Origin of the sequence: Pseudomonas sp. 28 E 9 (assembly GCF_900004785.1) — a bacterium.
Lineage (GTDB): Bacteria > Pseudomonadota > Gammaproteobacteria > Pseudomonadales > Pseudomonadaceae > Aquipseudomonas > Aquipseudomonas orientalis_A.
Window position 1 is genome coordinate 128,189 of record NZ_CVTK01000026.1, and the last position, 21,687, is coordinate 149,875.

Below are 21,687 nucleotides of genomic sequence, written 5' to 3' on the forward strand. Positions count from 1 at the left end.
TACCCTTAATCGATGACGCCCATGTCCGAAGCCAGTCCGTGTCTGAATTGCGGTGCCTGCTGTTCACACTTTCGCGTGTCTTTCTTCTGGGGCGAATGCGCCTCATCGGGCGGTACGGTGCCCGACGACCTGGTGGTGCAGATCAACCCCACCCGCGTGGCAATGATCGGCACCGACCAGAAGCCCGCACGCTGCTGCAGCCTCGAGGGTGAAGTGGGCAAAGGCACGCGCTGTTCCATCTATGAACAGCGCTCAAGCCCCTGCCGCGAATTCGACGCCTCGTGGAGCCAGGGCGTACACAACGTCGACTGCGATACCGCCCGCGCCGCTTTCGGTCTGGCGCCCCTCCAGGAACGACCTTTCGAACTGGATCTGCCCATCAGCGCTTAGCATCAAACGCTATGGGCGCCATGCAAAAAGAATTGAATCAAAGTGCCATTATTCATGGCAAATCCCGCGAGGCTTCTATACTCGATCTCATAGGTCACCGCCTGAGGCAGTGACGGGACGCTATGACGGGACACGCTATGGAATGGCTGGGGCTGCACTTTTTCACCGAGCTTCCAGACAACGGGCACTTATTACTCAATTGCAGTCATAACCCCTTTCTGGTGCTGCTGGCTTATCTGGTCGCCTGCGCGGCGGGCTTCGGCACGCTGGATATGGCCGAACGCGTCGGCCATGTAGAAGACCCCACCGCCCGCCGCCGCTGGCGTTGGTTGGGCGCGGGTTGCCTGGCGGGCGGTATCTGGTCGACGCATTTCATCAGCATGCTGGCATTCCAGGCGCCCATCGCCATTCATTACGAATTGCTCATGACCTTCGTCTCGCTGGTCATCGCTCTGATCGCTTCGCTGTTCGCCATGCAGACCCTCAGTCACGCGCACCTGCGCTTGCACCAGTACGTGCTGGCCTCGGTGTGGATGGGACTGGGCATCGCCCTGATGCACTACGTCGGCATGTCGTCCATGCGCTCACAGGCCCAGGTGTACTTCGAATCCGGGCTGTTCATGGCGTCGGTGGCGATTGCCATCGGCGCGAGCCTGGCGGCGTTGTTGCTGTCGAGCTACCTGCGCAACGGTGCCGGCGTGTTTCACCAACTGCTCAAATACGCCGCCAGCCTGGTGCTGGGCGCCGGTATCCTGAGCATGCATTTCACCGGCATGGCGGCCATGCAATTGCTGGTACCCAACGGCGTGAATCTGTCACTGCCGGTGGACAACAACCCCATGCAACTGGGCCTGTCGGTGGCGGTGATTACCTTGCTGGTGATCGGCAGCAGCATCAGCGCCGCCCTGGCGGACAAAAAACTGCAGCACAAGGAACGCGATCTGCGCCGGGTCAACGCGCTGCTCAGCGAACTGGACCAGGCTCGGGCCTCATTGCAGCAGGTCGCCCATTACGACGCGCTGACCAGCTTGCTCAACCGGCGGGGCTTCAACCAGATCTTTGCGGAAAAGGTCGCTGAAAAAACCGCCTCCAACGGCATGATGGCGGTGATCTTCCTCGATATCGACCATTTCAAGCGTATCAACGACAGCCTTGGGCACGACGCCGGCGATCAACTGCTCACCGTGCTGGCCAGCCATATCAAAAGCTCGGTGCGCAGCCATGCCGACGTGGTGGCGCGCTTTGGCGGGGATGAGTTCTGCATCCTGATCAATATCCATCATCGCGACGAAGCGCGGCACATGGCCCAGCGCATCATGCAAAAGATGAAAGAGCCCATCGAGCTGGCCGGCCGGCGCATGGTCATGACCACCAGCATCGGCATCAGCCTGTTTCCCGACGATGGCCAGACCTGTGAAGAACTGCTGAAAACCGCTGACCTTGCGCTTTACCAATCCAAGGACGCCGGGCGCAACAGCCTGCACTTCTTCAGTTCCAACCTCAAAACCCGCGCCTTCCTGGAGCTGCAACTGGAAGAGGAACTGCGCGCCGCCCTGCGCACGCGTAACGAGCTGGTGCTGTTCTATCAGCCGATCTTCGACATGAAGCTCGGCAAGGTCACGCGCCTGGAGGCCCTGGTGCGCTGGCAGCATCCGCAACACGGCCTGCTGGCGCCGGACCGGTTTATCGGGATTGCCGAGAGCAACGGGCTGATTGCCGAACTGGACCACTGGGTCTTGCGCCAGGCCTGTCATGACCTGAGCCTGCTGTCTGATCGCGGCTACACCGAGCTGACCATGTCCGTGAACTGCTCGGCCCTGAACCTGGCCCGGGATGAACTGGCGGACGAAATCGAAGCCGCCCTGCGCTTTGCCAGCATTGCCGCCAATCGCCTGGAGCTGGAAGTCACCGAAAACGCGTTGATGGGCAATATCAGCAGCACCCTGGCCTTGTTGCGGCAGATCCGCGCCCTGGGCGTGTCCCTGGCCATCGATGACTTCGGCACTGGCTATTCATCGCTGGCCTACCTCAAGCGACTGCCCCTCACCACCTTGAAGATCGACCGCTCGTTTATCCAGGATGTTCCCAAGTCCACCGCCGACAGCGAAATCGTCCAGGCGATTATCGGCATGGCCCATACCCTGCATCTGGAAGTGGTGACCGAAGGGGTGGAAACCCAGGCGCAATTCGAACTGTTGCTGCAGCATGGCTGCGATTTCATTCAGGGTTATCTGCTGAGCCCGGCGGTGGCCTTCAGCGAAATCATCGGCGTCATGCAGGGCATGCAGATACGCAACCCGCTGCACACGTTCAGCACAGCCGCCAATAAAGACGCGGCTTCGCCCAAGGCACCTGCACCGGCGCGCGTGAGCCCGCCTTCCACGGTGAGGCCCATTCGCTGACGCGGCAACGCCCAATACCTTGAAACAATTTCCCGGCACTTACCCCGGCTCCCCAACTGTTCCCGTGACGTTAACGTCACCGTCAGGCTGTGACCTTTCTCTACGGCAAGTTGCCATCACTGGCCAAGCGGTTACTCCGCTACACACTTGCCCAAGCGCGAGCGGTGCACCCTTTTTGATCACGACTTTCTTACGCCGCCCTTTCCTGGATCAAAATCCACGGCGAGACCACCACCGCCCACAGGCCCGGGTCACGCTCGACCAGGTCCAACGCCCGCGTCGCAGACACTTCGCCAACGCTCCCCGCAGCCAGCCAGGCAGCGACTTTATCGCGATTGTCTTCGGCCATCGCCTCGGCCGCTTCGATCAAATCCAGCCCGGCATCGACCCACAATAGGGCACCCTTGGCAAAGAACGGTTCGAGCTCCTTCCAGGAAATTTCGGCGGTTTCACCGAGCAGCTTGGCATAGAGGGTGCTAGGTTCTTGCGTCATGGGAGTTCACCTGAGTAAAAAATCGGCGCAATCATAGCGTCGTGGCTCAGTCAGAAAAACCCAGTAGCAAATGAGGTAGCGATTGAAAGCGTCGGAAAAGCCAGGGAATGCTTGAAAGGCTGGTATAACCCCGGCGCAATTCTGTCTTTTTCTTTCATTTAAGCGACACAACCCGGTTTTGCCCCCGACAGCCAGCTTTTCAAGCGATCAACCGGCGCTCTACACTGTACCGGTACAGTTGCCAGGGCAATGCCGGGGGGATATCCGCGATATCCGATCCGGTTCTGCAGCTCACAAGGCCGCTAGAACTATAAAAAATACAACAGTAAGAGTGGAGCACTATGAATAAGGCTACTAAGCAGATTTCCAAACTGTTTGCCGCTATGGTCCTGGCTGGGGTTGCCGGCCATTCGTTCGCAGCCGATACCATCAAGATCGGTATCGCGGGTCCCAAGACCGGTCCCGTAACGCAATACGGCGACATGCAATTCATGGGTGCCAAGCAGGCCATCGCCGACATCAACGCCAAGGGCGGCGTAGACGGCAAAATGCTTGAAGCCAAGGAATACGATGACGCCTGCGATCCGAAACAGGCCGTTGCCGTCGCCAACAAAGTGGTCAATGACGGCGTCAAGTTCGTGGTCGGTCACCTCTGCTCCAGCTCCACTCAGCCCGCGTCGGATATCTATGAAGACGAAGGCGTCATCATGATTACCCCGGCAGCCACCAGCCCGGAAATCACCGCCCGTGGCTACAAGCTGATCTTCCGCACCATCGGCCTGGACAGCGCACAAGGCCCGGCGGCCGGCAACTACATCGCCGACCACGTGAAGCCGAAGATCGTTGCCGTACTGCACGACAAGCAGCAATACGGTGAAGGCATCGCCAGCGCCGTGAAGAAAACCCTTGAAGAAAAAGGCGTCAAAGTTGCCGTCTTCGAAGGCCTGAACGCCGGTGACAAGGACTTCTCCTCGATCATCCAGAAACTCAAGCAAGCCAACGTCGACTTCGTCTACTACGGCGGTTACCACCCTGAGCTGGGCCTGATCCTGCGCCAGGCCAAGGAAAAAGGCCTGAACGCCAAGTTCATGGGCCCTGAAGGCGTCGGCAACGACTCCATCTCGCAAATCGCCCAGGGCGCTTCCGAAGGCCTGCTGGTGACCCTGCCGAAATCCTTCGACACCGACCCTGCCAACAAAGCCATCGTTGAAGAGTTTGCCAAGAACAAGCAGGACCCGACCGGTCCGTTCGTGTTCCCGGCCTACTCGGCCATCGAAGTGATCGCCGGCGGTATCAAGGCCGCCAAGAGCGAAGACACCGCCAAGGTGGCCGAAGCCATCCACGCCGGTACCTTCAAGACCCCTACCGGCGAACTGAGCTTCGACGCCAAGGGCGACCTGAAGGACTTCAAGTTCGTGGTCTATGAATGGCACTTCGGCAAACCAAAAACCGAAGTTTCCCCTCAGTAAGCCAGGCGTTACTGGTCCAACAAGCCCACTGTGAGAGCAGTGGGCTTTGTTTTACGAGGTTTATGGGCCTGTCACCCGCGATCCGGGCGCTGGCTCACCTGAAAATCTTAAAACCGTCACCAGCGGTTCGCTGGCAAACGCTTTGTGCAAATGTGCTCACAGAACACAGCGCAGGGCCGGAACATGACTCCACCAGTGAAATGCGTATCGGGTTTTTAGGAGCGCTGTAATGCCTGAGATCTATCATTTTTTCCAACAGCTGGTTAATGGCCTGACCATTGGCAGCACCTATGCCTTGATAGCCATTGGCTACACAATGGTTTACGGCATCATTGGAATGATTAACTTCGCCCATGGCGAGGTGTACATGATTGGTTCCTACGTGGCCTTCATCGCCCTTGCCGGGCTGGCCATGATGGGTATCCACTCCCTGCCGCTGTTGATGACCGCTGCGTTCCTGGCATCGATCGTCGTGACCAGTGCCTATGGCTACAGTATCGAGCGTGTTGCCTACCGCCCCTTGCGCGGCAGCAACCGGTTGATCCCGCTGATTTCCGCCATCGGTATGTCGATTTTCCTGCAGAACACCGTATTGCTGTCCCAGGACTCCAAGGACAAGTCGATTCCCAACCTGATTCCGGGGAGCATTTCCTTCGGTCCCGGTGGTGCGGAAGAAGTGCTGATTTCCTACATGCAGATCCTGGTCTTCATCGTCACCCTGGTGGCCATGCTCGGCCTCACGCTGTTCATTTCCCGCTCCCGTCTGGGGCGCGCCTGCCGGGCCTGCGCCGAAGACATCAAGATGGCCAACCTGCTGGGCATCAACACCAACAACATCATCGCCCTGACCTTCGTGATCGGCGCCGCACTTGCAGCCGTCGCTGCCGTGTTGCTGAGCATGCAGTACGGCGTGATCAACCCCAACGCCGGCTTCCTGGTGGGCCTCAAGGCCTTTACCGCGGCGGTACTGGGCGGCATCGGCAGCATCCCGGGCGCCATGCTCGGCGGGCTGGTGCTGGGCGTGGCCGAAGCCTTCGGCGCCGATATCTTCGGTGACCAGTACAAGGACGTCGTGGCATTCGGCTTGTTGGTTCTGGTGTTGTTGTTCCGTCCGACCGGCATCCTGGGCCGTCCGGAGGTTGAGAAAGTATGAGCAGATATCTTAAATCGGCGTTTTTCAGCGCCTTGCTGGTATGGGCCGTGGCCTTTCCGGTACTCGGCCTCAAGCTGAGCATTGTTGGTATCAACCTGGAAGTGCATGGTACCGGGCCCGTGACCCTGGCCATCATCGCCCTGTGTTCGGTGCTGATGTTCCTGCGCGTGCTGTTCACCCAGCAGGTCGGCGCCCTGTTCAAGGGCAACCGTGCGCCGTTGGTGTCGCCCAAGGTCAGCCAATTCCTGACCCTGCCGCGCACCCAACGCTACATCATCATCGGCCTGATCATCGCCGCGTTGATCTGGCCGTTCTTCGGCTCGCGCGGCGCGGTCGACATCGCCACCCTGATCCTGATCTACGTGTTGCTGGGCCTGGGCCTGAACATCGTGGTGGGCCTGGCTGGCTTGCTCGACCTGGGCTATGTGGGCTTCTATGCGGTGGGTGCCTACACCTACGCGCTGCTCTCGCATTATCTGGGTTGGAGCTTCTGGATCTGCCTGCCCCTGGCCGGTATGGCAGCCGCCACATTCGGGTTCCTGCTGGGCTTCCCGGTACTGCGTCTGCGCGGTGACTACTTGGCGATCGTGACCCTGGGCTTCGGTGAAATCATCCGCCTGTTCCTGCGCAACCTCACCGACATCACCGGCGGCCCCAACGGCATCAGCAGCATCCCCAAGCCGACGTTCTTCGGACTGTCGTTCGACCGCACCGCCGCCGAAGGCATGCAGACCTTCCACGAATACTTCGGGATTGCCTACAACCCGGTGAGCAAAGTGGTGTTCCTGTACCTGGTCGCCCTGTTATTGGCGCTGGCAGCACTGTTCGTGATCAATCGCTTGCTGCGCATGCCCATCGGCCGTGCCTGGGAAGCCTTGCGCGAAGATGAAATCGCCTGCCGCGCCCTGGGCCTGAACCCGACCATCATCAAGCTCTCCGCGTTCACCCTGGGCGCCGCGTTCGCCGGTTTTGCCGGCAGCTTCTTCGCCGCGCGCCAGGGCCTGGTGACCCCGGAGTCGTTCACCTTTATCGAGTCGGCGATCATTCTCGCCATCGTCGTATTGGGTGGCATGGGCTCGCAACTGGGCGTGATCCTGGCGGCGATCGTGATGATCCTGCTGCCGGAAATGATGCGTGAGTTCAGCGAATACCGCATGTTGATGTTCGGCGCCATGATGGTGCTGATGATGATCTGGCGCCCTCAAGGCCTGCTGCCCATGCAACGTCCACACATGGAGCTGCGCAAATGAGCCGCGATATCCTGAAAGTCGAAAATCTGAGCATGCGCTTCGGCGGCTTGCTGGCGGTCAATGGCGTTGCCCTGACCGTCAAGGAGAAACAGGTTGTGGCGCTGATCGGCCCGAACGGCGCCGGCAAGACCACGGTGTTCAACTGCCTCACCGGTTTCTACAAGCCGAGCGGCGGCAATATCCTGCTGGACGGTCAGCCGATCCAGGGCCTGGCCGGCCACGAGATCGCCCGCAAGGGTGTGGTGCGCACCTTCCAGAACGTACGTTTGTTCAAGGACATGACGGCGGTCGAGAACCTGCTGATCGCCCAGCACCGTCACCTGAACACCAACTTCTTCGCAGGCCTGTTCAAGACCCCGGCGTTCCGCAAGAGCGAGCGCGAGGCCATGGAGTACGCGGAATACTGGCTGGACAAGGTCAATCTCACCGAGTTCGCCAACCGTCCGGCCGGCACCCTCGCCTACGGCCAGCAACGTCGCCTGGAAATCGCCCGCTGCATGATGACCCGCCCGCGGATCCTGATGCTCGACGAACCGGCGGCCGGCCTGAACCCCAGGGAAACCGAAGACCTCAAGGCGCTGATCGGCGTGTTGCGTGAGGAAAACAACGCCACCGTGCTGTTGATCGAACACGACATGAAACTGGTCATGAGCATTTCCGACCATATCGTGGTGATCAACCAGGGCACGCCGCTGGCCGACGGGACGCCGGAGCAGATCCGCGACAATCCCGAAGTGATCAAAGCCTATCTGGGGGAAGCGTAAAATGCTGCAATTCGAAAACGTTTCCACTTTCTACGGCAAGATCCAGGCCCTGCACAGCGTCAACGTGGAAGTGCGCCAGGGAGAGATCGTGACCCTGATCGGCGCCAACGGTGCCGGCAAGTCCACCCTGCTGATGACCCTGTGCGGCTCGCCCCAGGCCCACAGCGGCAGCATCCGCTACATGGGTGAAGAACTGGTGGGCAAGCACTCCGCCGAAATCATGCGCAAGAGCATTGCGGTGGTACCGGAAGGCCGTCGCGTGTTCTCGCGCCTGACCGTGGAGGAGAACCTGGCCATGGGCGGGTTCTTTACCGACAAGGGCGACTACCAGGAGCAGATGGACAAGGTGCTGCACCTGTTCCCCCGTCTCAAGGAACGCTTCAGCCAGCGCGGCGGCACCATGTCCGGCGGCGAGCAGCAAATGCTCGCCATCGGCCGCGCGTTGATGAGCAAGCCCAAGCTGTTGCTGCTGGACGAGCCATCTTTGGGCCTGGCACCGATCATCATCCAGCAGATCTTCGACATCATCGAACAACTGCGCAAGGACGGCGTGACGGTGTTTTTGGTGGAGCAGAACGCCAACCAGGCACTGAAAATCGCCGACCGCGCCTATGTACTGGAGAACGGCCGGGTGGTGATGCAGGGCACGGGCGAGCAGTTGCTGACCGATCCGAAGGTGCGGGAGGCGTACCTGGGCGGTTAAGACGCGGAGCAGACTCGAAATGTGGGAGGGGGCTTGCTCCCTCCCACATTTACTTTGCACAACCTGAAGTTTTTTTGGCTGGTCTTGTAACGAACCCATCCCCCCTCTCTCTAGTGGTGTGCAAGCAGGCAATCGAGCCTGCTCTTTCAACCCACTGCTGGAGACACACCATGACCACCAAACTGTCCGCCGCTACCCTCGTCCTGGCCCTTGGTTCAGCCCTGAGCCTGTCTGCCCTGACCACCACCGCCCACGCCGCTGACGACATGCAGAAATGCTTCGGTGTCGCCGAAGCCGGCAAGAACGACTGCGCCGCAGGCGCCGGCACTTCCTGCGCCGGCACGTCCAAAACCAAGGACCAGGCCAACGCCTGGAAACTGGTCCCAGCCGGTACCTGCCTCAAGACCCCAAGCACCACCTCGCCGACCGGTTTCGGCCAGGAAGCAGCCTTCACCGCAAAGTCCTGAAACCCCGCGTAACCTGAGTACTGATGATGACCCTTTCATCCCTGCAAGCCGTCTCCCGGGCTCAGGTACCCGGCCTGCCGCGTCGGGCCGGACTGGGGCTGAAGAACGAGCACTTCACTGAGGTGCTCGGAACTTCACCCGACATTGGTTTCTTTGAAGTGCATGCCGAAAACTACATGGTTGCCGGCGGCCCCTTTCACCACTACCTGGGGTTGATTCGCGAACGCTACCCGCTGTCGTTGCACGGCGTGGGGCTCTCCATCGGCGGCGAAGGTCCACTCGACCCTGAGCACCTGGCGCGACTGGTCAGGCTGATTGATCGCTATCAACCCCACTCGTTTTCCGAACACCTGGCCTGGTCCGGCCACGGCCCGGTATTTCTCAATGACCTGCTGCCCCTGGCCTACGATGCGCAAACCCTGGCTCGGGTATGCGCGCACATAGACCAGCTGCAAAGCACGCTCAAGCGGCAGATGCTGCTGGAGAACCCGTCAACTTACGTGCAGTTCCAGCGCTCCACCCTGGACGAAACCGACTTCATCAGCGAAATCGTCCGGCGCACCGGCTGCGGGTTGCTGCTGGACGTCAATAACGTCTACGTGTCGTGCGTCAATCACCAGCGTGACCCGCTGACCTACATCGATGCACTACCGTTGCATGCCGTCGGCGAGATACATCTGGCCGGCTTTGCCGAAGATTCCGACAGCCTGGGCGATCGACTGCTCATCGATGATCACGGTGCGCCGATCGACGATGCGGTGTGGCGGCTCTACGAACAGGTGCTCACACGCACGGGGCCGGTGGCCACACTGATCGAGCGTGATAACCAGGTGCCGGCTTTCAGTGTGCTGCACGCCGAGGCCCGGCAAGCCGAACGTTGCCTGGCGCAGGTGATGTCATGAGTGTTCAGAGCGCGTTCGCCGATGCGCTGCTCGCGGCACACGGTGGCTGCCCGGATGGCCTGTTCAGCAGCAACGGCGCCGACCCCGCCAGCCGCTTTGCGGTGTATCGCAACAATGTCCATGGCTCGTTGATCAATGCGCTGGCAGCCAGTTACCCGGTGACGTTGCAACTGGTGGGCGATGAATTCTTCCGCGCCATGGCCAGCCTTTTCGTACAGGCTAACCCGCCTACCAGCCCGTTGATCAACGAGTACGGCAGCAGACTCGCCGATTTTATCCAGGCATTCGAACCGGCCGACAGCGTGCCCTACCTGGCGGATATCGCACGGCTGGAGCGCCTGCGGGTGCGTGCCTATCACGCAGCCGACACGCCGACGCTGTGTCAGCAGCACATTCTTCAACACCTGCAGGGTCAAGAAAATCTGGGGCAGTTGAGCCTGCAATTGCATCCATCGCTCGCCACCTTGCGCTCTCCCTATGCGGTGGTGGCGGTATGGGCCGCGCACCAGAATGACGGCGATGTCACCGGTTTCAGCCCCTGGCCTGCGCAAAATGCAGTGGTGTTGCGCCAGGGGTTAGCGGTCAAGACGTTCGCCATCGACAGCGGCTCGGTGAGCTTTATCAACTGCCTGAACCAAGGCACGGGGCTGGAAATGGCAGTGGAGCATGCCTTGCAGGCCTCGTCCGAGTTCGACCTGCATCAATGCCTGACGCTGTTGATCAGCCACGACGCCATCACTCATCTGCACCTCGAATAAAAGGTATCGCCATGAACCGTTCCGCTGCCGGCCTGCTGACCCAGGCCATCGCCCTTTTCGAAAAAATCCCCTACAGCCTGATCGCCTTTATCGCACGCTTCTCCATTGCGGCGGTGTTCTGGAAGTCCGGGCAAACCAAGATCGAAGGCTTTGCCATCGACCTGATCAACGGCACCTTCGAACTGGGTGAACCCCGGCTTGCCGCCTCGACCTTGCCCTTGTTTCGCAGCGAATACCACGTCCCGCTGCTGTCCCCCGAAGTCGCCGCGCACCTGGCAGCCTTTGCCGAGCACTTTTTCCCGGTGCTGATCCTGCTGGGGTTGGCCACGCGATTCTCGGCCCTGGCCTTGATTGGCATGACCCTGACCATTCAGTTGTTCGTCTATCCAGACGCCTACCCTACGCATGGCACCTGGATTGCGCTGTTATTACTGCTGGTGGCCAGGGGCCCGGGCCGGTTATCCATCGACCACTGGATCGCTCGGCGTTACCGCTGAAGGCGATCCAGGGTTGCACCGCTGCGCTTGAACCAGTCCACCAGGTAGTCGGCCAGCACCTGGGTGCGTCGCGGCAGGCCACCTTGGTAGGGATGCACCAGATACATCGGCTGGCTGCGCGTCTGATAGTCACGCAACAGCGCGCATAATCGACCCTCGGCCAGTTCCGTCGGCAGCAGGTACGACGGCAGCCGCGCGATACCGGCGCCCACCAATGCGGCCTTCTTCAACAGGTTGTAGTGGTTGGACGCGAAGGTGCCGCTCACCCGCACACGCAACAGCTCATGCTGCTGGTGATACAGCCATTCCTCGCGGCCGCTGTAGTGGCTGTTGAGCAGACAGGTATGGCCCGCCAGGTCCGCCGGGCGCAGCGGTTCGCCGTGCTGTTGCAGATAGGCCGGGCTGGCGCAGGTCATCTCGTGCCAGGCCAAAAGCGGCTTGACCACCAGGCGCTCGTTCTCGATGGCCCCCGAGCGCACGCCCAGATCGAACCCGTCCCGTGCCAGGTCTCTATAGCTGTTGTTCAGTTCCAGTTCGATCTGCACCTGCGGATACTGCCTGGAAAACTCCAGCAACAAGCCATCGAAGAACGTTTCTCCCAGGGAAACAGGAACCGTCATACGCACTGGACCGGCCAAGTCATCCTTGAGCCGCGCCAAGGCCTGGCGCGCACGTTCCACCTGCACCACCAGCGCCTGTGCCTGGGGCAGCAGCGCCGCACCCGCGGCGGTAAGGCTCAGCTTGCGCGTGGTGCGATGCAACAGCACCACGCCGAACTGCGCCTCCAACTGGCTGATCCGCTTGGACAATTGCCCCTTGCTGCAGCCCAGTTGCTCGGCCGCCAGGGTGAAACTGCCAGCTTCGATCAATACGGCAAAAGCCGCCAGATCGTCCATTTCGCTCATCGATTGTTTCCAATTGAAAACCAACGGTTGCCCATTAGCGCGTTTATCCATGGAAAAAGCCACTCTAGACTTAACCTTCATCTCACTCCCGGAGGAACAGCACGATGAAAATCCTTTTGATTGGTGCCGGCGGCACGATCGGTTCGGCGGTCAAGGCCGAACTGGCGCAGCGTCACGACGTGATTGCCATCGGCCGCAACAGCGGTGACTTCCAGGTCGATATCAGCGACAGCGCCTCGATACGCAAACTGTTCGAGCAGACCGGCACGTTCGACGCGCTGATCTGCGCGGCAGGCAGCGTGAACTTCGTGGCGTTGGGCGAGATGAGCGCAACCGACTTCGAACTGGGCTTGCGTGACAAGCTGATGGGCCAGGTCAACCTGTTGTTGATCGGCCGGGAGTTCGCCAATGACGGTGCGTCGTTTACCTTCACCAGCGGCATTCTGAACCGTGATCCGATTCGCACCGGCGCGTCGGCGGCACTGGTCAACGGCGCACTGGACGCCTTCGTCAAGGCAGCGGCCATCGAACTGCCCCAGGGGTTGCGTATCAATAGCGTGAGCCCGACGGTACTGGTGGAGGCCATGGGCAGCTACGCACCCTATTTCCGTGGGTTCAAACCGGTGGCCGCTGCCGAAGTGGCTTTGGCCTACGCGAAAAGTGTCGAGGGCTTGCAGACCGGTCAGACGTTTATCGTGGGCTAAGTTTCAGGTTTGTAAGAATCGCCTGAAGCTGGGCTGCGGGCTTGTGATGCGGCGCGAGCCTGCGTAACGTGACGGCACTTGTCTGGAGACCGAAAATGCGTGCCGCCTCGACCCTTACCCTGCTCGCCCTGTTCCCTTTGTTCGCCGCTTGCCAGATGTTCGACAGCGAGCCGGCCAAGCTGTCCACTGTCGGACTGACCCGCATGCAGGGCGAACTGACGGCGGTTGACGGCAAGCTGTTGTTCCAGCCCTGCCAGGACCAGCGCAACTACGTGGTCAGCGATACCGCCGGCACCAGCATCCTGCAGGAAGCCGCCTCCCTGGCCGGCCAGCAAGGCACGTTGTTCGCCGACTTGCGTGGCAAGTTTTCCGGCGTCGCCAGCGGCACCCAGGGCTCGGTGGACCTGCAACAGCTGTATCGCGTCGAGCGCTCGACATCGGCCTGCCACGACCCGGACTTCAAACGTATGATCCTGCGGGCAAACGGCCATAAGCCGGCCTGGGCGATGAGTGTCACGGCCAAGGGCATGGTGCTGGAACGCGAAGGCCAGCCGCCTCTGGCGGTGCCTTATGTCGAAGAGCAACTGGGCGATGGGCGCTTCAACCTGATGACCGACGCCAATCACCAGCACATCGAATTGTGGGTGGCCCCGCAGCGCTGCGTCGACAGCGTGAGCGGCAGCCTGCAACACATGAGCGCCGAACTGCGTGTCAACGGCCAGGTACAGCGTGGTTGCGCGGCATTTGGCGGCTCGCGGGACGACTGATCGTCACCCGCATTGTTTTAACCTGACGGAAAAACCCTATTGGGGCTTATAATCGCCGGTTTGCAAAACAGCCGGCCTTGTTGCCCGCCGCCTACCGGATCCCGTCATGTTACGAATCACCGAACTCAAGCTGCCCATCGACCATCCCGAAGAGGACCTGCGGCCTGCCATCGTGCAGCGCCTGGGCATCGCCAGTGATGACCTGCTCGATTTCACCCTGTTCAAGCGCAGCTATGATGCCCGCAAGAAGTCCTCGGAGCTGTGCTTCATCTACACCGTCGACTTGAATGTGAAGAGCGAAGCCGCCCTGCTGCTCAAGTTTGCCGATGATCGCAACATCAATCCGGCGCCGGATGTCAGCTACCACGAGGTGGGCAAGGCACCGCAAGGCCTGGTCGAACGGCCGGTGGTGGTCGGTTTCGGCCCCTGCGGAATCTTCGCCGGGCTGCTGCTGGCACAGATGGGTTTCAGGCCGATCATCCTCGAGCGTGGCAAGGAAGTGCGCCAACGCACCAAGGACACGTGGGGCCTGTGGCGCAAAAGCGTGCTCAACCCCGAGTCCAACGTGCAGTTCGGCGAAGGCGGCGCCGGGACCTTCTCCGACGGCAAGTTGTACAGCCAGATCAAGGACCCGAAATTCCACGGGCGCAAGGTGCTGCACGAGTTCGTCAAGGCCGGCGCGCCGGAAGAGATTCTGTATGTCAGCAAACCGCATATCGGCACGTTCCGCCTGACCGGCGTGGTGGAAAACATGCGCCAGCAGATCATCGCCCTGGGCGGTGAAGTACGCTTCGAACAGCGGGTCACCGACGTATTGATCGAAGATGGCCAGTTGAATGGCGTGGTCATCGACGGCGGCGAGCAAATCCTCTCCAGGCACGTGATCCTTGCCCTGGGCCACAGTGCCCGCGACACCTTCCGCATGCTTCACAGCCGTGGCGTGTACATGGAGGCCAAGCCGTTCTCGGTGGGCTTCCGGATCGAGCACCCACAGTCACTGATCGACGCCGCACGCCTGGGCAAATACGCCGGGCACCCGAAACTCGGCGCCGCCGACTACAAGTTGGTGCACCACGCCAAAAACGGTCGCTCGGTCTACAGCTTCTGCATGTGCCCCGGCGGCACCGTGGTGGCCGCGACGTCGGAGCCCAATCGTGTCGTGACCAACGGCATGAGCCAATATTCGCGTAATGAGCGCAACGCCAACTCAGGCATCGTGGTCGGCATCACGCCCGAAGTGGACTACCCGGGCGGACCGCTCGCCGGTATCGAACTGCAGGAGCGCCTGGAATCCCATGCCTACGTGCTCGGCGGCAGCAATTACGAAGCCCCGGCGCAGTTGGTCGGCGATTTCATCGCAGGCAGGCCGTCCACGGCTATCGGCAGTGTGGAACCGTCCTATAAGCCGGGGGTATCCCTGGGTGACTTGGCCCAGGCCCTGCCGGACTTCGCCATCGAAGCCATCCGCGAAGCCTTGCCGGCGTTCGAGAAGCAGATCAAAGGCTACTCGCTGCACGATGCGGTCTTAACCGGCATCGAGACCCGCACCTCATCGCCGCTGCGCATTACCCGCAATGAATCGATGCAGAGCCTGAACGTGAAAGGCTTGTTCCCGGCCGGTGAAGGCGCGGGTTATGCCGGAGGCATCCTGTCGGCGGGCGTCGATGGCATTCGGATTGCCGAGGCCCTGGCCCGGGACATGCTGGGCATCGAAGCCTGAGAACATGTGGGAGGGGGCCCTCGATAGCCATAGGTGTCTACACAACTCAGCAGCGCCCACCCGTAACCACGATGCGAAGCGAGCCGCTCTTGATCTTGATCTGCTTTTGATCTTGATCTCAGGCGCCCCGTTAAACCACGCTGGCCGAACGCAGGCTTGAATTCGTGGGTAACCCGGCAGGACGCCGGGTTAGCCGCACTGGGCCATGGATGGCCCATTGCGGCGGCCCACGGATTCATGCCGGAGAGCGGGCACACCGAGCCTAAGCGAGGTGCCGAGTGGTGGGGCAAGAGCGTTTTGCTTACTTTTGCGCTTTTCAAAAGTGAGCCGCTGTAAAAGCGGAACCATTAGCAGCCGTTACCGCAGAAACGGATATGTACTCGGTCTGATCCAACATCCTGGTCGGCCCCGAGGCCGCCATCGGGGGCAAGCCCCCTCCCACATTTGGTTTGCGGTGTGTCAGATATTGGCGCGCAGGATGCTGTCGGGCAGTGACTCTCCCTGCTCGACACTTGCTGCAACGGCTGCGATCAACCCTTGCAAGTCATACCCCTGCCCCGCCAGCCACGCCTGATCGTAGTAAGTGGTGGCATAGCGCTCTCCCCCATCACATAGAATTGCCACGATCGACCCCGACTCCCCCGCCGCTTTCATCTGTTGCGCAGCCATCAGGGCACCGATCAGGTTCGTCCCGCTGGAGCCGCCCACTCGCCGCCCCAACCGCTCGGCCAGGTAATGCATGGCTGCCAGGGACAGCGCATCCGGCACCTTGACCATCGCATCAATCACCGCCGGCAAAAACGAGGCCTCGACCCGTGGCCGGCCAATGCCTTCGATCCGCGAGCCACAGTCCAGGCGCAGGCTGGCGTCGCCGCTCAGGTAATAATCGAAAAACACCGAACGTTCGGCATCGGCACACAGCACGCGGGTGCAATGCTGGCGATAGCGCACATAGCGTCCCAGGGTCGCGGTAGTGCCGCCGGTCCCGGGGCTGGAAATCAGCCAACTGGGCTCCGGGTGTTGCTCGAAACGCAACTGCTGGAAGATCGACTCGGCGATGTTGTTGTTCGCGCGCCAGTCGGTGGCGCGCTCGGCGTAGGTGAACTGGTCCATGAAGTGCCCGCCGCTTTCCTGCGCCAGGCGTTCGGACTCGGCATAGATCTGCGTAGGGTCCTGCACCAAGTGGCTCTTGCCGCCATAAAAGGCAATCTGGGCGATCTTTTCCTGGGAGGTGGTGGCGGGCATCACCGCAATGAACGGCAGGCCGAGCAAGCGCGCGAAATAGGCTTCGGAAATGGCCGTCGAACCGCTGGAAGCCTCAATCACAGGTGCACCCGGCTTCAGCCAGCCGTTGCACAACGCGTACAGGAACAGCGAACGCGCCAGCCGGTGCTTCAGGCTGCCGGTCGGATGGCTGGACTCATCCTTGAAGTACAACTCGATACCCGGCAAGCCCGGCAATGGCAACGGGATCAGGTGGGTGTCGGCGCTGCGCTGGAAATCCGCTTCAATGATACGAATGGCTTCGCGGGCCCAGGGACGGTGGTCGCTCATGACGAGACTTCTCTAAGGATTTGGCCTGATATTAGGGGGTTTCCTACACTGCACACAGATACAGTAACGACTCAATTGGACACACAATTGCTAGGCTTAGACGCAACGCCAGCTCTACCGAATGCTTATAACAAATAAGAATATAACTTTTGTTTTAACAACTAACGGTACGGGTTAGGGTACGCACCTATTGAACCTGGATTGGAGAGCATCCCTTGCCTCTGCGTAGCACTTTCACCCGTTTCTTCCAGCTGGAGGCCGCCAGCGGTCTGTTGCTGATCGCTGCCGCCGCCCTGGCGCTGATTATCAACAACTCACCTTTGTCGCACCTGTACGGCGCCTTTCTCGACACGCCCGTGGTGGCCCAGGTTGGCGCGCTGCAAATCGCCAAGCCCGCCTTGTTGTGGATCAATGATGGCCTGATGGCGTTGTTCTTCCTGTTGATCGGTCTGGAGGTCAAACGCGAGCTGCTCGACGGTCACCTGTCCAAACCGTCGCAGGTGGTGCTTCCAGGTGCGGCGGCGATCGGCGGCATGGTCGTACCCGCGCTCATCTACTGGGCATTGAACAAGGACAACCCTGCGGCCCTCGCCGGATGGGCGATCCCGATGGCCACGGATATCGCCTTTGCGCTGGGCGTCCTGGCACTGCTGGGCAAGCGTGTGCCGGTGTCGCTGAAACTGTTCCTGATGACCCTGGCAATCATTGACGACCTGGGCGCCATTGTCGTCATTGCGCTGTTCTATTCCGCCGACCTGTCCGGGGCTTCCCTGGCAGGCGCAGCAGCGTGCCTGATCGCCTTGATCGCGATGAACCGCCTGGGCGTGGTCAAGCTTGGGCCGTACCTGATCATCGGCCTGATCCTGTGGGTGTGCGTACTCAAGAGCGGCGTGCACGCCACGTTGGCCGGGGTGACCCTGGCGTTCTGCATTCCATTGCGCACCCGCAATGCCGAAACCTCGCCCCTGCTGACTCTGGAGCATGCCCTGCACCCATGGGTGGCCTACGCCATACTGCCGTTGTTCGCGTTTGCCAACGCCGGGGTGTCCCTCACCGGCGTCAGCCTCGAGAGCTTTACCCACCACGTGCCCATGGGCATTGCCGCCGGCCTGTTGATCGGCAAGACCATCGGTGTGTTCGGCCTGACCTGGCTGGCCATCAAGACCGGCATCGCCTCACTGCCCAGCGGCGCTAACTGGGGCCAGGTGCTGGGGGTAGCGATACTGTGTGGCATCGGCTTTACCATGAGCCTGTTTGTCGGCTCACTGGCCTTCGTACCGGGTGTCAGCGAGTTTGCCGGCGAGGATCGCATGGGGATTCTGACCGGTTCGATATTGGCGGCCTGTATCGGTTATGCGGTGACGGCGATGGCCAGTCGCAGGAAAGCCGTCACTGCCTAGCAGGTGATAGCCAAACAGCAAAAAGCCGCCTCGAACTGAATCGAGGCGGCTCCACTTCTCAGACCTTACAGGTCATCGAAGCTGTCCCGCAGGAATACCCATACGTGATAAACACGCAGGGCATTCACTACGAGGTTCCACGTACGTCGTGCAAACTTAGACATACTCGGCCCTCCAAGCGTTGGGCCTTACCTCCAGCGCACTTACCGGAACACGTGGGCCTTCGAATGCTGTCATTGCGTTCTATGAGGCGGCAGGGTTGACGGGCCCTCCACATCAATCCGGCACGGATTACTAGCCCGTGGCGGCGGGTCCAAAACCTTGCTCATTGACCCGGCTGACTCACAGGATGACGAACGTAGAACGGCGTCGATACTAACTGAGCGGCCCGCCGAAGGTGTGACCAAGCGCACGGCGAATTTTGTTATTTATTTTCAATTTCTTTCTGACAAAAAAAGTATCAGAAGCGCTAGTGCTGCTTTACAACGGCTTCTTGCCAGATACCGCAGCCGGCAGTAACATTCCGACCATGTCATTGCGTTCTGTGAGCCTGCAAGGCTAGCTTGATATGGCCTTGCGATAAAAAACCGCCCTACTAAGGCGGTTTTTTATTATGTGCAATTAGGATTTTTTAGACGGTAAGATCACGGCCCATTAAACAAAAAACCCAACCAGTCACCTGGTTGGGGTTTTTCTTTGCCTTTCGCTGACCGCTTAGCGGGTAACGCGGCTGGTACCGTCAACCGTCATGATACGTACACGGTCGCCAATGCGGAAAATTTCATTTTCCTGCACGGCTTGTACGTAGGAGCGCATGCTGCCGTCGTCTTCGCGAACGGTGATTTCCACGCCCTGGGTGCGGGTCAGGCCTTCTTCGGTGGCCGAACCCAGCAGGCCGCCGGCCACCGCGCCGATCACAGCGGTGACGATACTGCCACGGCCGCCGCCGATGGCGCTGCCGCCAACGCCGCCGATGACTGCACCCGCAGCGCCGCCGATTGGGGTTTTGGTGCCTTCGATTTTCACCGGACGCAGGGATTCGATGGTGCCCATGCGAACGGTCTGTACGCGACGCGCCTCGTCACGGGAGTAGGAGTCGCCGGTCAGACTCGAGGCGCAGCCACCCAACAGCAAGGACAGGGTAGTAAAGCAGGCAACTAGTAAAACAGACTTACGCATAGCATCAACTCCAAAGGACAGGTATTCATTAAACGCTGCGGCTTGGCGCCTGTCACGGCAAGCCAGGCAAAAAAGTGCTTTCATTCAGCCTGAGTACAGACTGTCGGTACCACAGGATTCGACGAGCGGTAACTAAGCCGCACCATGCCATAGCCTGGTTGATCAGTGTAGTCGCACAGCCGAAAACGCCGAAATCTCGTACATAAAGACTTCGGCGCTCAGGACATAATTCAGATGAGATGACGAAAGGCGACGCTCAAGGCGCAAGACGCTCCCGCGTCCATTGGCCCGCTTGTAGCCGATAGTTGAGGCGATCATGCAGTCGGCTGGCGCGGCCTTGCCAGAACTCGATGCGCTCCGGCAACAAACGATAGCCTCCCCAATGCTCGGGGCAATCGGGTTGGGTGTCGCTGAAACGTTGTTCAGTCGCCTTGAGCAGTTGCTGCAGTTCTTCGCGATCACCAATGACCTTGCTCTGCGGCGATGCCCACGCACCCAGGCGGCTGCCCAGGGGGCGCACCTGATAATAAGCATCCGACTCTTCAGGCGTGACCTTGACCACGCGCCCTTCAATGCGCACCTGGCGCTCGAGGGTCGGCCAGAAAAAGGTCATGGCCGCGAACGGCCGCGCCGCCAGTTGCTCACCTTTGGCGCTCTGATAGTTGGTAAAGAAGGTAAAGCCCTGTGCATCCAGGCCCTTGAGCAACAGGATGCGACAGTGCGGCCGACCGTCCTGGTCGACCGTCGCCAGGGTCATGGCATTGGCCTCCACCGGTGCCTGCTCGGTTTTCACCGCATCGGCGAACCATTGGTGGAACAAGGCAAACGGCTCGTCCGGGGCCTGGGCCTCGCTCAAACCGTCCCGTGTGTAGTCACGGCGCATATCGGCCAGTGCCTGGGTCATGCGGCTTTATCCTTGTGGTTCAACGGATCAGTTTTTCGCCTGGTCGTTACTCGCCGGTGCAGCAGCCTTGGCTTTGGTCGCAGCCGGTTTCTTCGCAGCCGGCTTGGCCGGGGCCTTTTTAGCGGCTGACTTGGCGGCCGGCTTGGCGGCGGCTTTCTTGGCCGGCGCTTTCTTGGCCGGGGCTTTTGCCGCCGGGGCCGGTGCGGGAACATCCTGCACGGCGACCATTTCAGCCACAGGCGGAGTCTTGCCCGAGTTGTACTGGCTCAGCAGCGCCAACATAGTTGTACGCTGAGTGAACATGATTTCCATGCGACGATTCAGCGCACGGCCCTGGGAACTGTCATTGGCGGCGCGCGGCATCAGGTCGCCCATGCCCCGCAGCATCAGGCGGTCCTGCTTCAAGCCGCTGAGGCTGAAAATCGAAGCGATCGACTGCGCACGTTCCTTGCTCAGCGCCTGGCTGGCCGGAGCGCTGCCGGTTGCATCAACGTGGCCCAGAACCAGTACGGCGGTCTTTGGATCGGCTTCAACGGCCTTGGCGACGCGCGTGAACGGCCCCAGGGTCACCGGCAGCAGCATCGCCGGGCGTTTCGGGTTGTATGAACCGTCTACCGGGGCAATCACCACCAGTACGTTGTCGCGACGCTCCAATTGCAGGTTACTGTCCTTGATCGCGGCGCGCAGGCGCGGCTCGTAATCGTCCAGCCAGGCCTGGGTGATTTTTGGATCGGGCATCTGCACGTTGGTCACATCGACCTTGGCCAGTGGCTTGGGCTTGGTATCGAACGGCCACCACCAGTGGGCTTCTGTGTCGGTCTTGGCCACGGGAGCCGGGGTGGCGGCCTGGAGGTCGGCTTTCAGGTCGGCCTTGGCCTCGGCGGCCTTGTCGTCGGCGCTCTTGGCGGAGAATGGCCACCAGTTGAAGCCGGTGTCGCTCTTGGCTGCCGGAGCAGGCGCTGCGGCGACAGGCGCGACAGGCTTGGCGTCGGCAGCGGGCTTGGCATCGGCAGCGGGCTTGGCATCCGGCTTGGCGTCGGTCTGGGTCACTGCGTCCTTGGTAGCAGCCTTATCTGATCCAAATGACCACCAGTGCCCACCTTCGGCATCATTTTGTGGAGTTTGTGCACAGCCGGTAATAGTGAGGCACAGCGCCAGTGCCAAGGACTTGTTCGATAACATGAGATATCCACAAAATGAGAAAAAACCAAGGGGCCACATGCCCCGTTAACCAGACGCTTAAAGAACATTGAAGTTACATCATTGCGTTCAGCGTCTTCTTATACGTGCCTTTGTAACAAAAAAT

General features: G+C 60.5%; 21 protein-coding genes. 15 read left to right on the forward strand and 6 right to left on the reverse strand.

All coding sequences use genetic code 11. The features are described from left to right. Positions 1–21 precede the first annotated feature (21 nt). Positions 22–390, forward strand: coding sequence for a YkgJ family cysteine cluster protein (locus BFQ00_RS05275; protein ID WP_065886149.1), 369 nt, complete (start codon positions 22–24; stop codon positions 388–390). Positions 391–527: 137 nt separating this feature from the next. Further along, positions 528–2,792 carry a putative bifunctional diguanylate cyclase/phosphodiesterase gene (locus BFQ00_RS05280; protein WP_065932823.1) on the forward strand — a complete coding sequence of 755 codons (2,265 nt, stop codon included), beginning with the start codon at positions 528–530 and terminating at the stop codon, positions 2,790–2,792. Between the two features lie 190 nt (positions 2,793–2,982). On the opposite strand, the gene BFQ00_RS05285 is transcribed toward BFQ00_RS05280, so the two are convergent. Further along, positions 2,983–3,285, reverse strand: a complete 303-nt coding sequence (locus tag BFQ00_RS05285; protein ID WP_065886147.1) for a DUF2288 domain-containing protein — start codon at positions 3,283–3,285, stop codon at positions 2,983–2,985. A gap of 341 nt (positions 3,286–3,626) precedes the next feature. Here BFQ00_RS05285 and BFQ00_RS05290 point away from each other — a divergent pair, with 341 nt between their 5' ends. The 9 genes from BFQ00_RS05290 (at position 3,627) to BFQ00_RS05330 (ending at position 11,248) form a co-directional block, all read left to right on the forward strand. Next, on the forward strand, positions 3,627–4,754 hold the full coding sequence (locus BFQ00_RS05290; protein WP_065886146.1) for a branched-chain amino acid ABC transporter substrate-binding protein: 1,128 nt from the start codon (positions 3,627–3,629) through the stop codon (positions 4,752–4,754). A 229-nt stretch (positions 4,755–4,983) separates the two neighbouring features. Beyond that, the gene (gene livH, locus BFQ00_RS05295; protein ID WP_065886145.1) at positions 4,984–5,907 is read left to right on the forward strand and encodes a high-affinity branched-chain amino acid ABC transporter permease LivH; all 924 of its coding nucleotides are present in this window, start codon (positions 4,984–4,986) and stop codon (positions 5,905–5,907) included. Beyond that, positions 5,904–7,157 carry a high-affinity branched-chain amino acid ABC transporter permease LivM gene (locus tag BFQ00_RS05300; protein WP_065932824.1) on the forward strand — a complete coding sequence of 418 codons (1,254 nt, stop codon included), beginning with the start codon at positions 5,904–5,906 and terminating at the stop codon, positions 7,155–7,157. The genes livH and BFQ00_RS05300 overlap by 4 nt, the downstream gene beginning before the upstream one ends. Then, positions 7,154–7,921 carry a high-affinity branched-chain amino acid ABC transporter ATP-binding protein LivG gene (gene livG, locus BFQ00_RS05305; RefSeq protein WP_065932825.1) on the forward strand — a complete coding sequence of 256 codons (768 nt, stop codon included), beginning with the start codon at positions 7,154–7,156 and terminating at the stop codon, positions 7,919–7,921. Before BFQ00_RS05300 ends, livG begins: the two co-directional genes overlap by 4 nt. A gap of 1 nt (position 7,922) precedes the next feature. Next, the gene (locus BFQ00_RS05310) at positions 7,923–8,624 is read left to right on the forward strand and encodes an ABC transporter ATP-binding protein (RefSeq protein WP_065932826.1); all 702 of its coding nucleotides are present in this window, start codon (positions 7,923–7,925) and stop codon (positions 8,622–8,624) included. Positions 8,625–8,794: 170 nt separating this feature from the next. After that, positions 8,795–9,091 (forward strand): BufA1 family periplasmic bufferin-type metallophore, encoded by a 297-nt coding sequence (locus BFQ00_RS05315; protein WP_065932827.1) that lies wholly within the window; start codon positions 8,795–8,797, stop codon positions 9,089–9,091. A 23-nt stretch (positions 9,092–9,114) separates the two neighbouring features. Continuing rightward, positions 9,115–9,993: an MNIO family bufferin maturase gene (locus BFQ00_RS05320; protein ID WP_065932828.1), complete on the forward strand. Its 879-nt coding sequence runs from the start codon at positions 9,115–9,117 to the stop codon at positions 9,991–9,993. Continuing rightward, positions 9,990–10,751: an HvfC/BufC N-terminal domain-containing protein gene (locus tag BFQ00_RS05325; RefSeq protein ID WP_065932829.1), complete on the forward strand. Its 762-nt coding sequence runs from the start codon at positions 9,990–9,992 to the stop codon at positions 10,749–10,751. The genes BFQ00_RS05320 and BFQ00_RS05325 overlap by 4 nt, the downstream gene beginning before the upstream one ends. 11 nt (positions 10,752–10,762) lie before the next feature. Beyond that, on the forward strand, positions 10,763–11,248 hold the full coding sequence (locus BFQ00_RS05330; RefSeq protein ID WP_065932830.1) for a DoxX family protein: 486 nt from the start codon (positions 10,763–10,765) through the stop codon (positions 11,246–11,248). Here the strand turns inward: BFQ00_RS05330 and BFQ00_RS05335 are convergent. Beyond that, positions 11,239–12,153 carry a LysR family transcriptional regulator gene (locus tag BFQ00_RS05335; RefSeq protein WP_065893405.1) on the reverse strand — a complete coding sequence of 305 codons (915 nt, stop codon included), beginning with the start codon at positions 12,151–12,153 and terminating at the stop codon, positions 11,239–11,241. The genes BFQ00_RS05330 and BFQ00_RS05335 overlap by 10 nt on opposite strands. A 104-nt stretch (positions 12,154–12,257) precedes the next feature. On the opposite strand from BFQ00_RS05335, the gene BFQ00_RS05340 reads away from it, so the two are divergent. The 3 genes from BFQ00_RS05340 to BFQ00_RS05350 all read left to right on the forward strand — a co-directional run bounded on the left by BFQ00_RS05340 (position 12,258) and on the right by BFQ00_RS05350 (position 15,344). Next, complete coding sequence (locus tag BFQ00_RS05340) at positions 12,258–12,857, forward strand: short chain dehydrogenase (protein ID WP_065932831.1); 600 nt, start codon at positions 12,258–12,260, stop codon at positions 12,855–12,857. 95 nt (positions 12,858–12,952) lie between these two features. Further along, positions 12,953–13,624, forward strand: a complete 672-nt coding sequence (locus BFQ00_RS05345) for a COG3650 family protein (RefSeq protein WP_065932832.1) — start codon at positions 12,953–12,955, stop codon at positions 13,622–13,624. A gap of 106 nt (positions 13,625–13,730) precedes the next feature. Beyond that, complete coding sequence (locus BFQ00_RS05350) at positions 13,731–15,344, forward strand: NAD(P)/FAD-dependent oxidoreductase (protein WP_065932833.1); 1,614 nt, start codon at positions 13,731–13,733, stop codon at positions 15,342–15,344. A 459-nt stretch (positions 15,345–15,803) separates the two neighbouring features. On the opposite strand, the gene BFQ00_RS05355 is transcribed toward BFQ00_RS05350, so the two are convergent. Beyond that, positions 15,804–16,898, reverse strand: a complete 1,095-nt coding sequence (locus tag BFQ00_RS05355; RefSeq protein ID WP_065932834.1) for a PLP-dependent cysteine synthase family protein — start codon at positions 16,896–16,898, stop codon at positions 15,804–15,806. A 215-nt stretch (positions 16,899–17,113) separates the two neighbouring features. Here BFQ00_RS05355 and nhaA point away from each other — a divergent pair, with 215 nt between their 5' ends. Beyond that, positions 17,114–18,298 (forward strand): Na+/H+ antiporter NhaA, encoded by a 1,185-nt coding sequence (gene nhaA, locus BFQ00_RS05360; RefSeq protein ID WP_065932835.1) that lies wholly within the window; start codon positions 17,114–17,116, stop codon positions 18,296–18,298. Positions 18,299–19,012: 714 nt separating this feature from the next. Here the strand turns inward: nhaA and BFQ00_RS05365 are convergent. The 3 genes from BFQ00_RS05365 to BFQ00_RS05375 form a co-directional block, all read right to left on the reverse strand. Continuing rightward, complete coding sequence (locus BFQ00_RS05365; protein ID WP_065886131.1) at positions 19,013–19,477, reverse strand: glycine zipper 2TM domain-containing protein; 465 nt, start codon at positions 19,475–19,477, stop codon at positions 19,013–19,015. 256 nt (positions 19,478–19,733) lie between these two features. Continuing rightward, positions 19,734–20,381 carry a pyridoxamine 5'-phosphate oxidase gene (gene pdxH, locus BFQ00_RS05370; protein ID WP_065897010.1) on the reverse strand — a complete coding sequence of 216 codons (648 nt, stop codon included), beginning with the start codon at positions 20,379–20,381 and terminating at the stop codon, positions 19,734–19,736. 27 nt (positions 20,382–20,408) lie between these two features. Further along, on the reverse strand, positions 20,409–21,563 hold the full coding sequence (locus BFQ00_RS05375; RefSeq protein WP_083227296.1) for an OmpA family protein: 1,155 nt from the start codon (positions 21,561–21,563) through the stop codon (positions 20,409–20,411). Between the last annotated feature and the right edge of the window lie 124 nt (positions 21,564–21,687).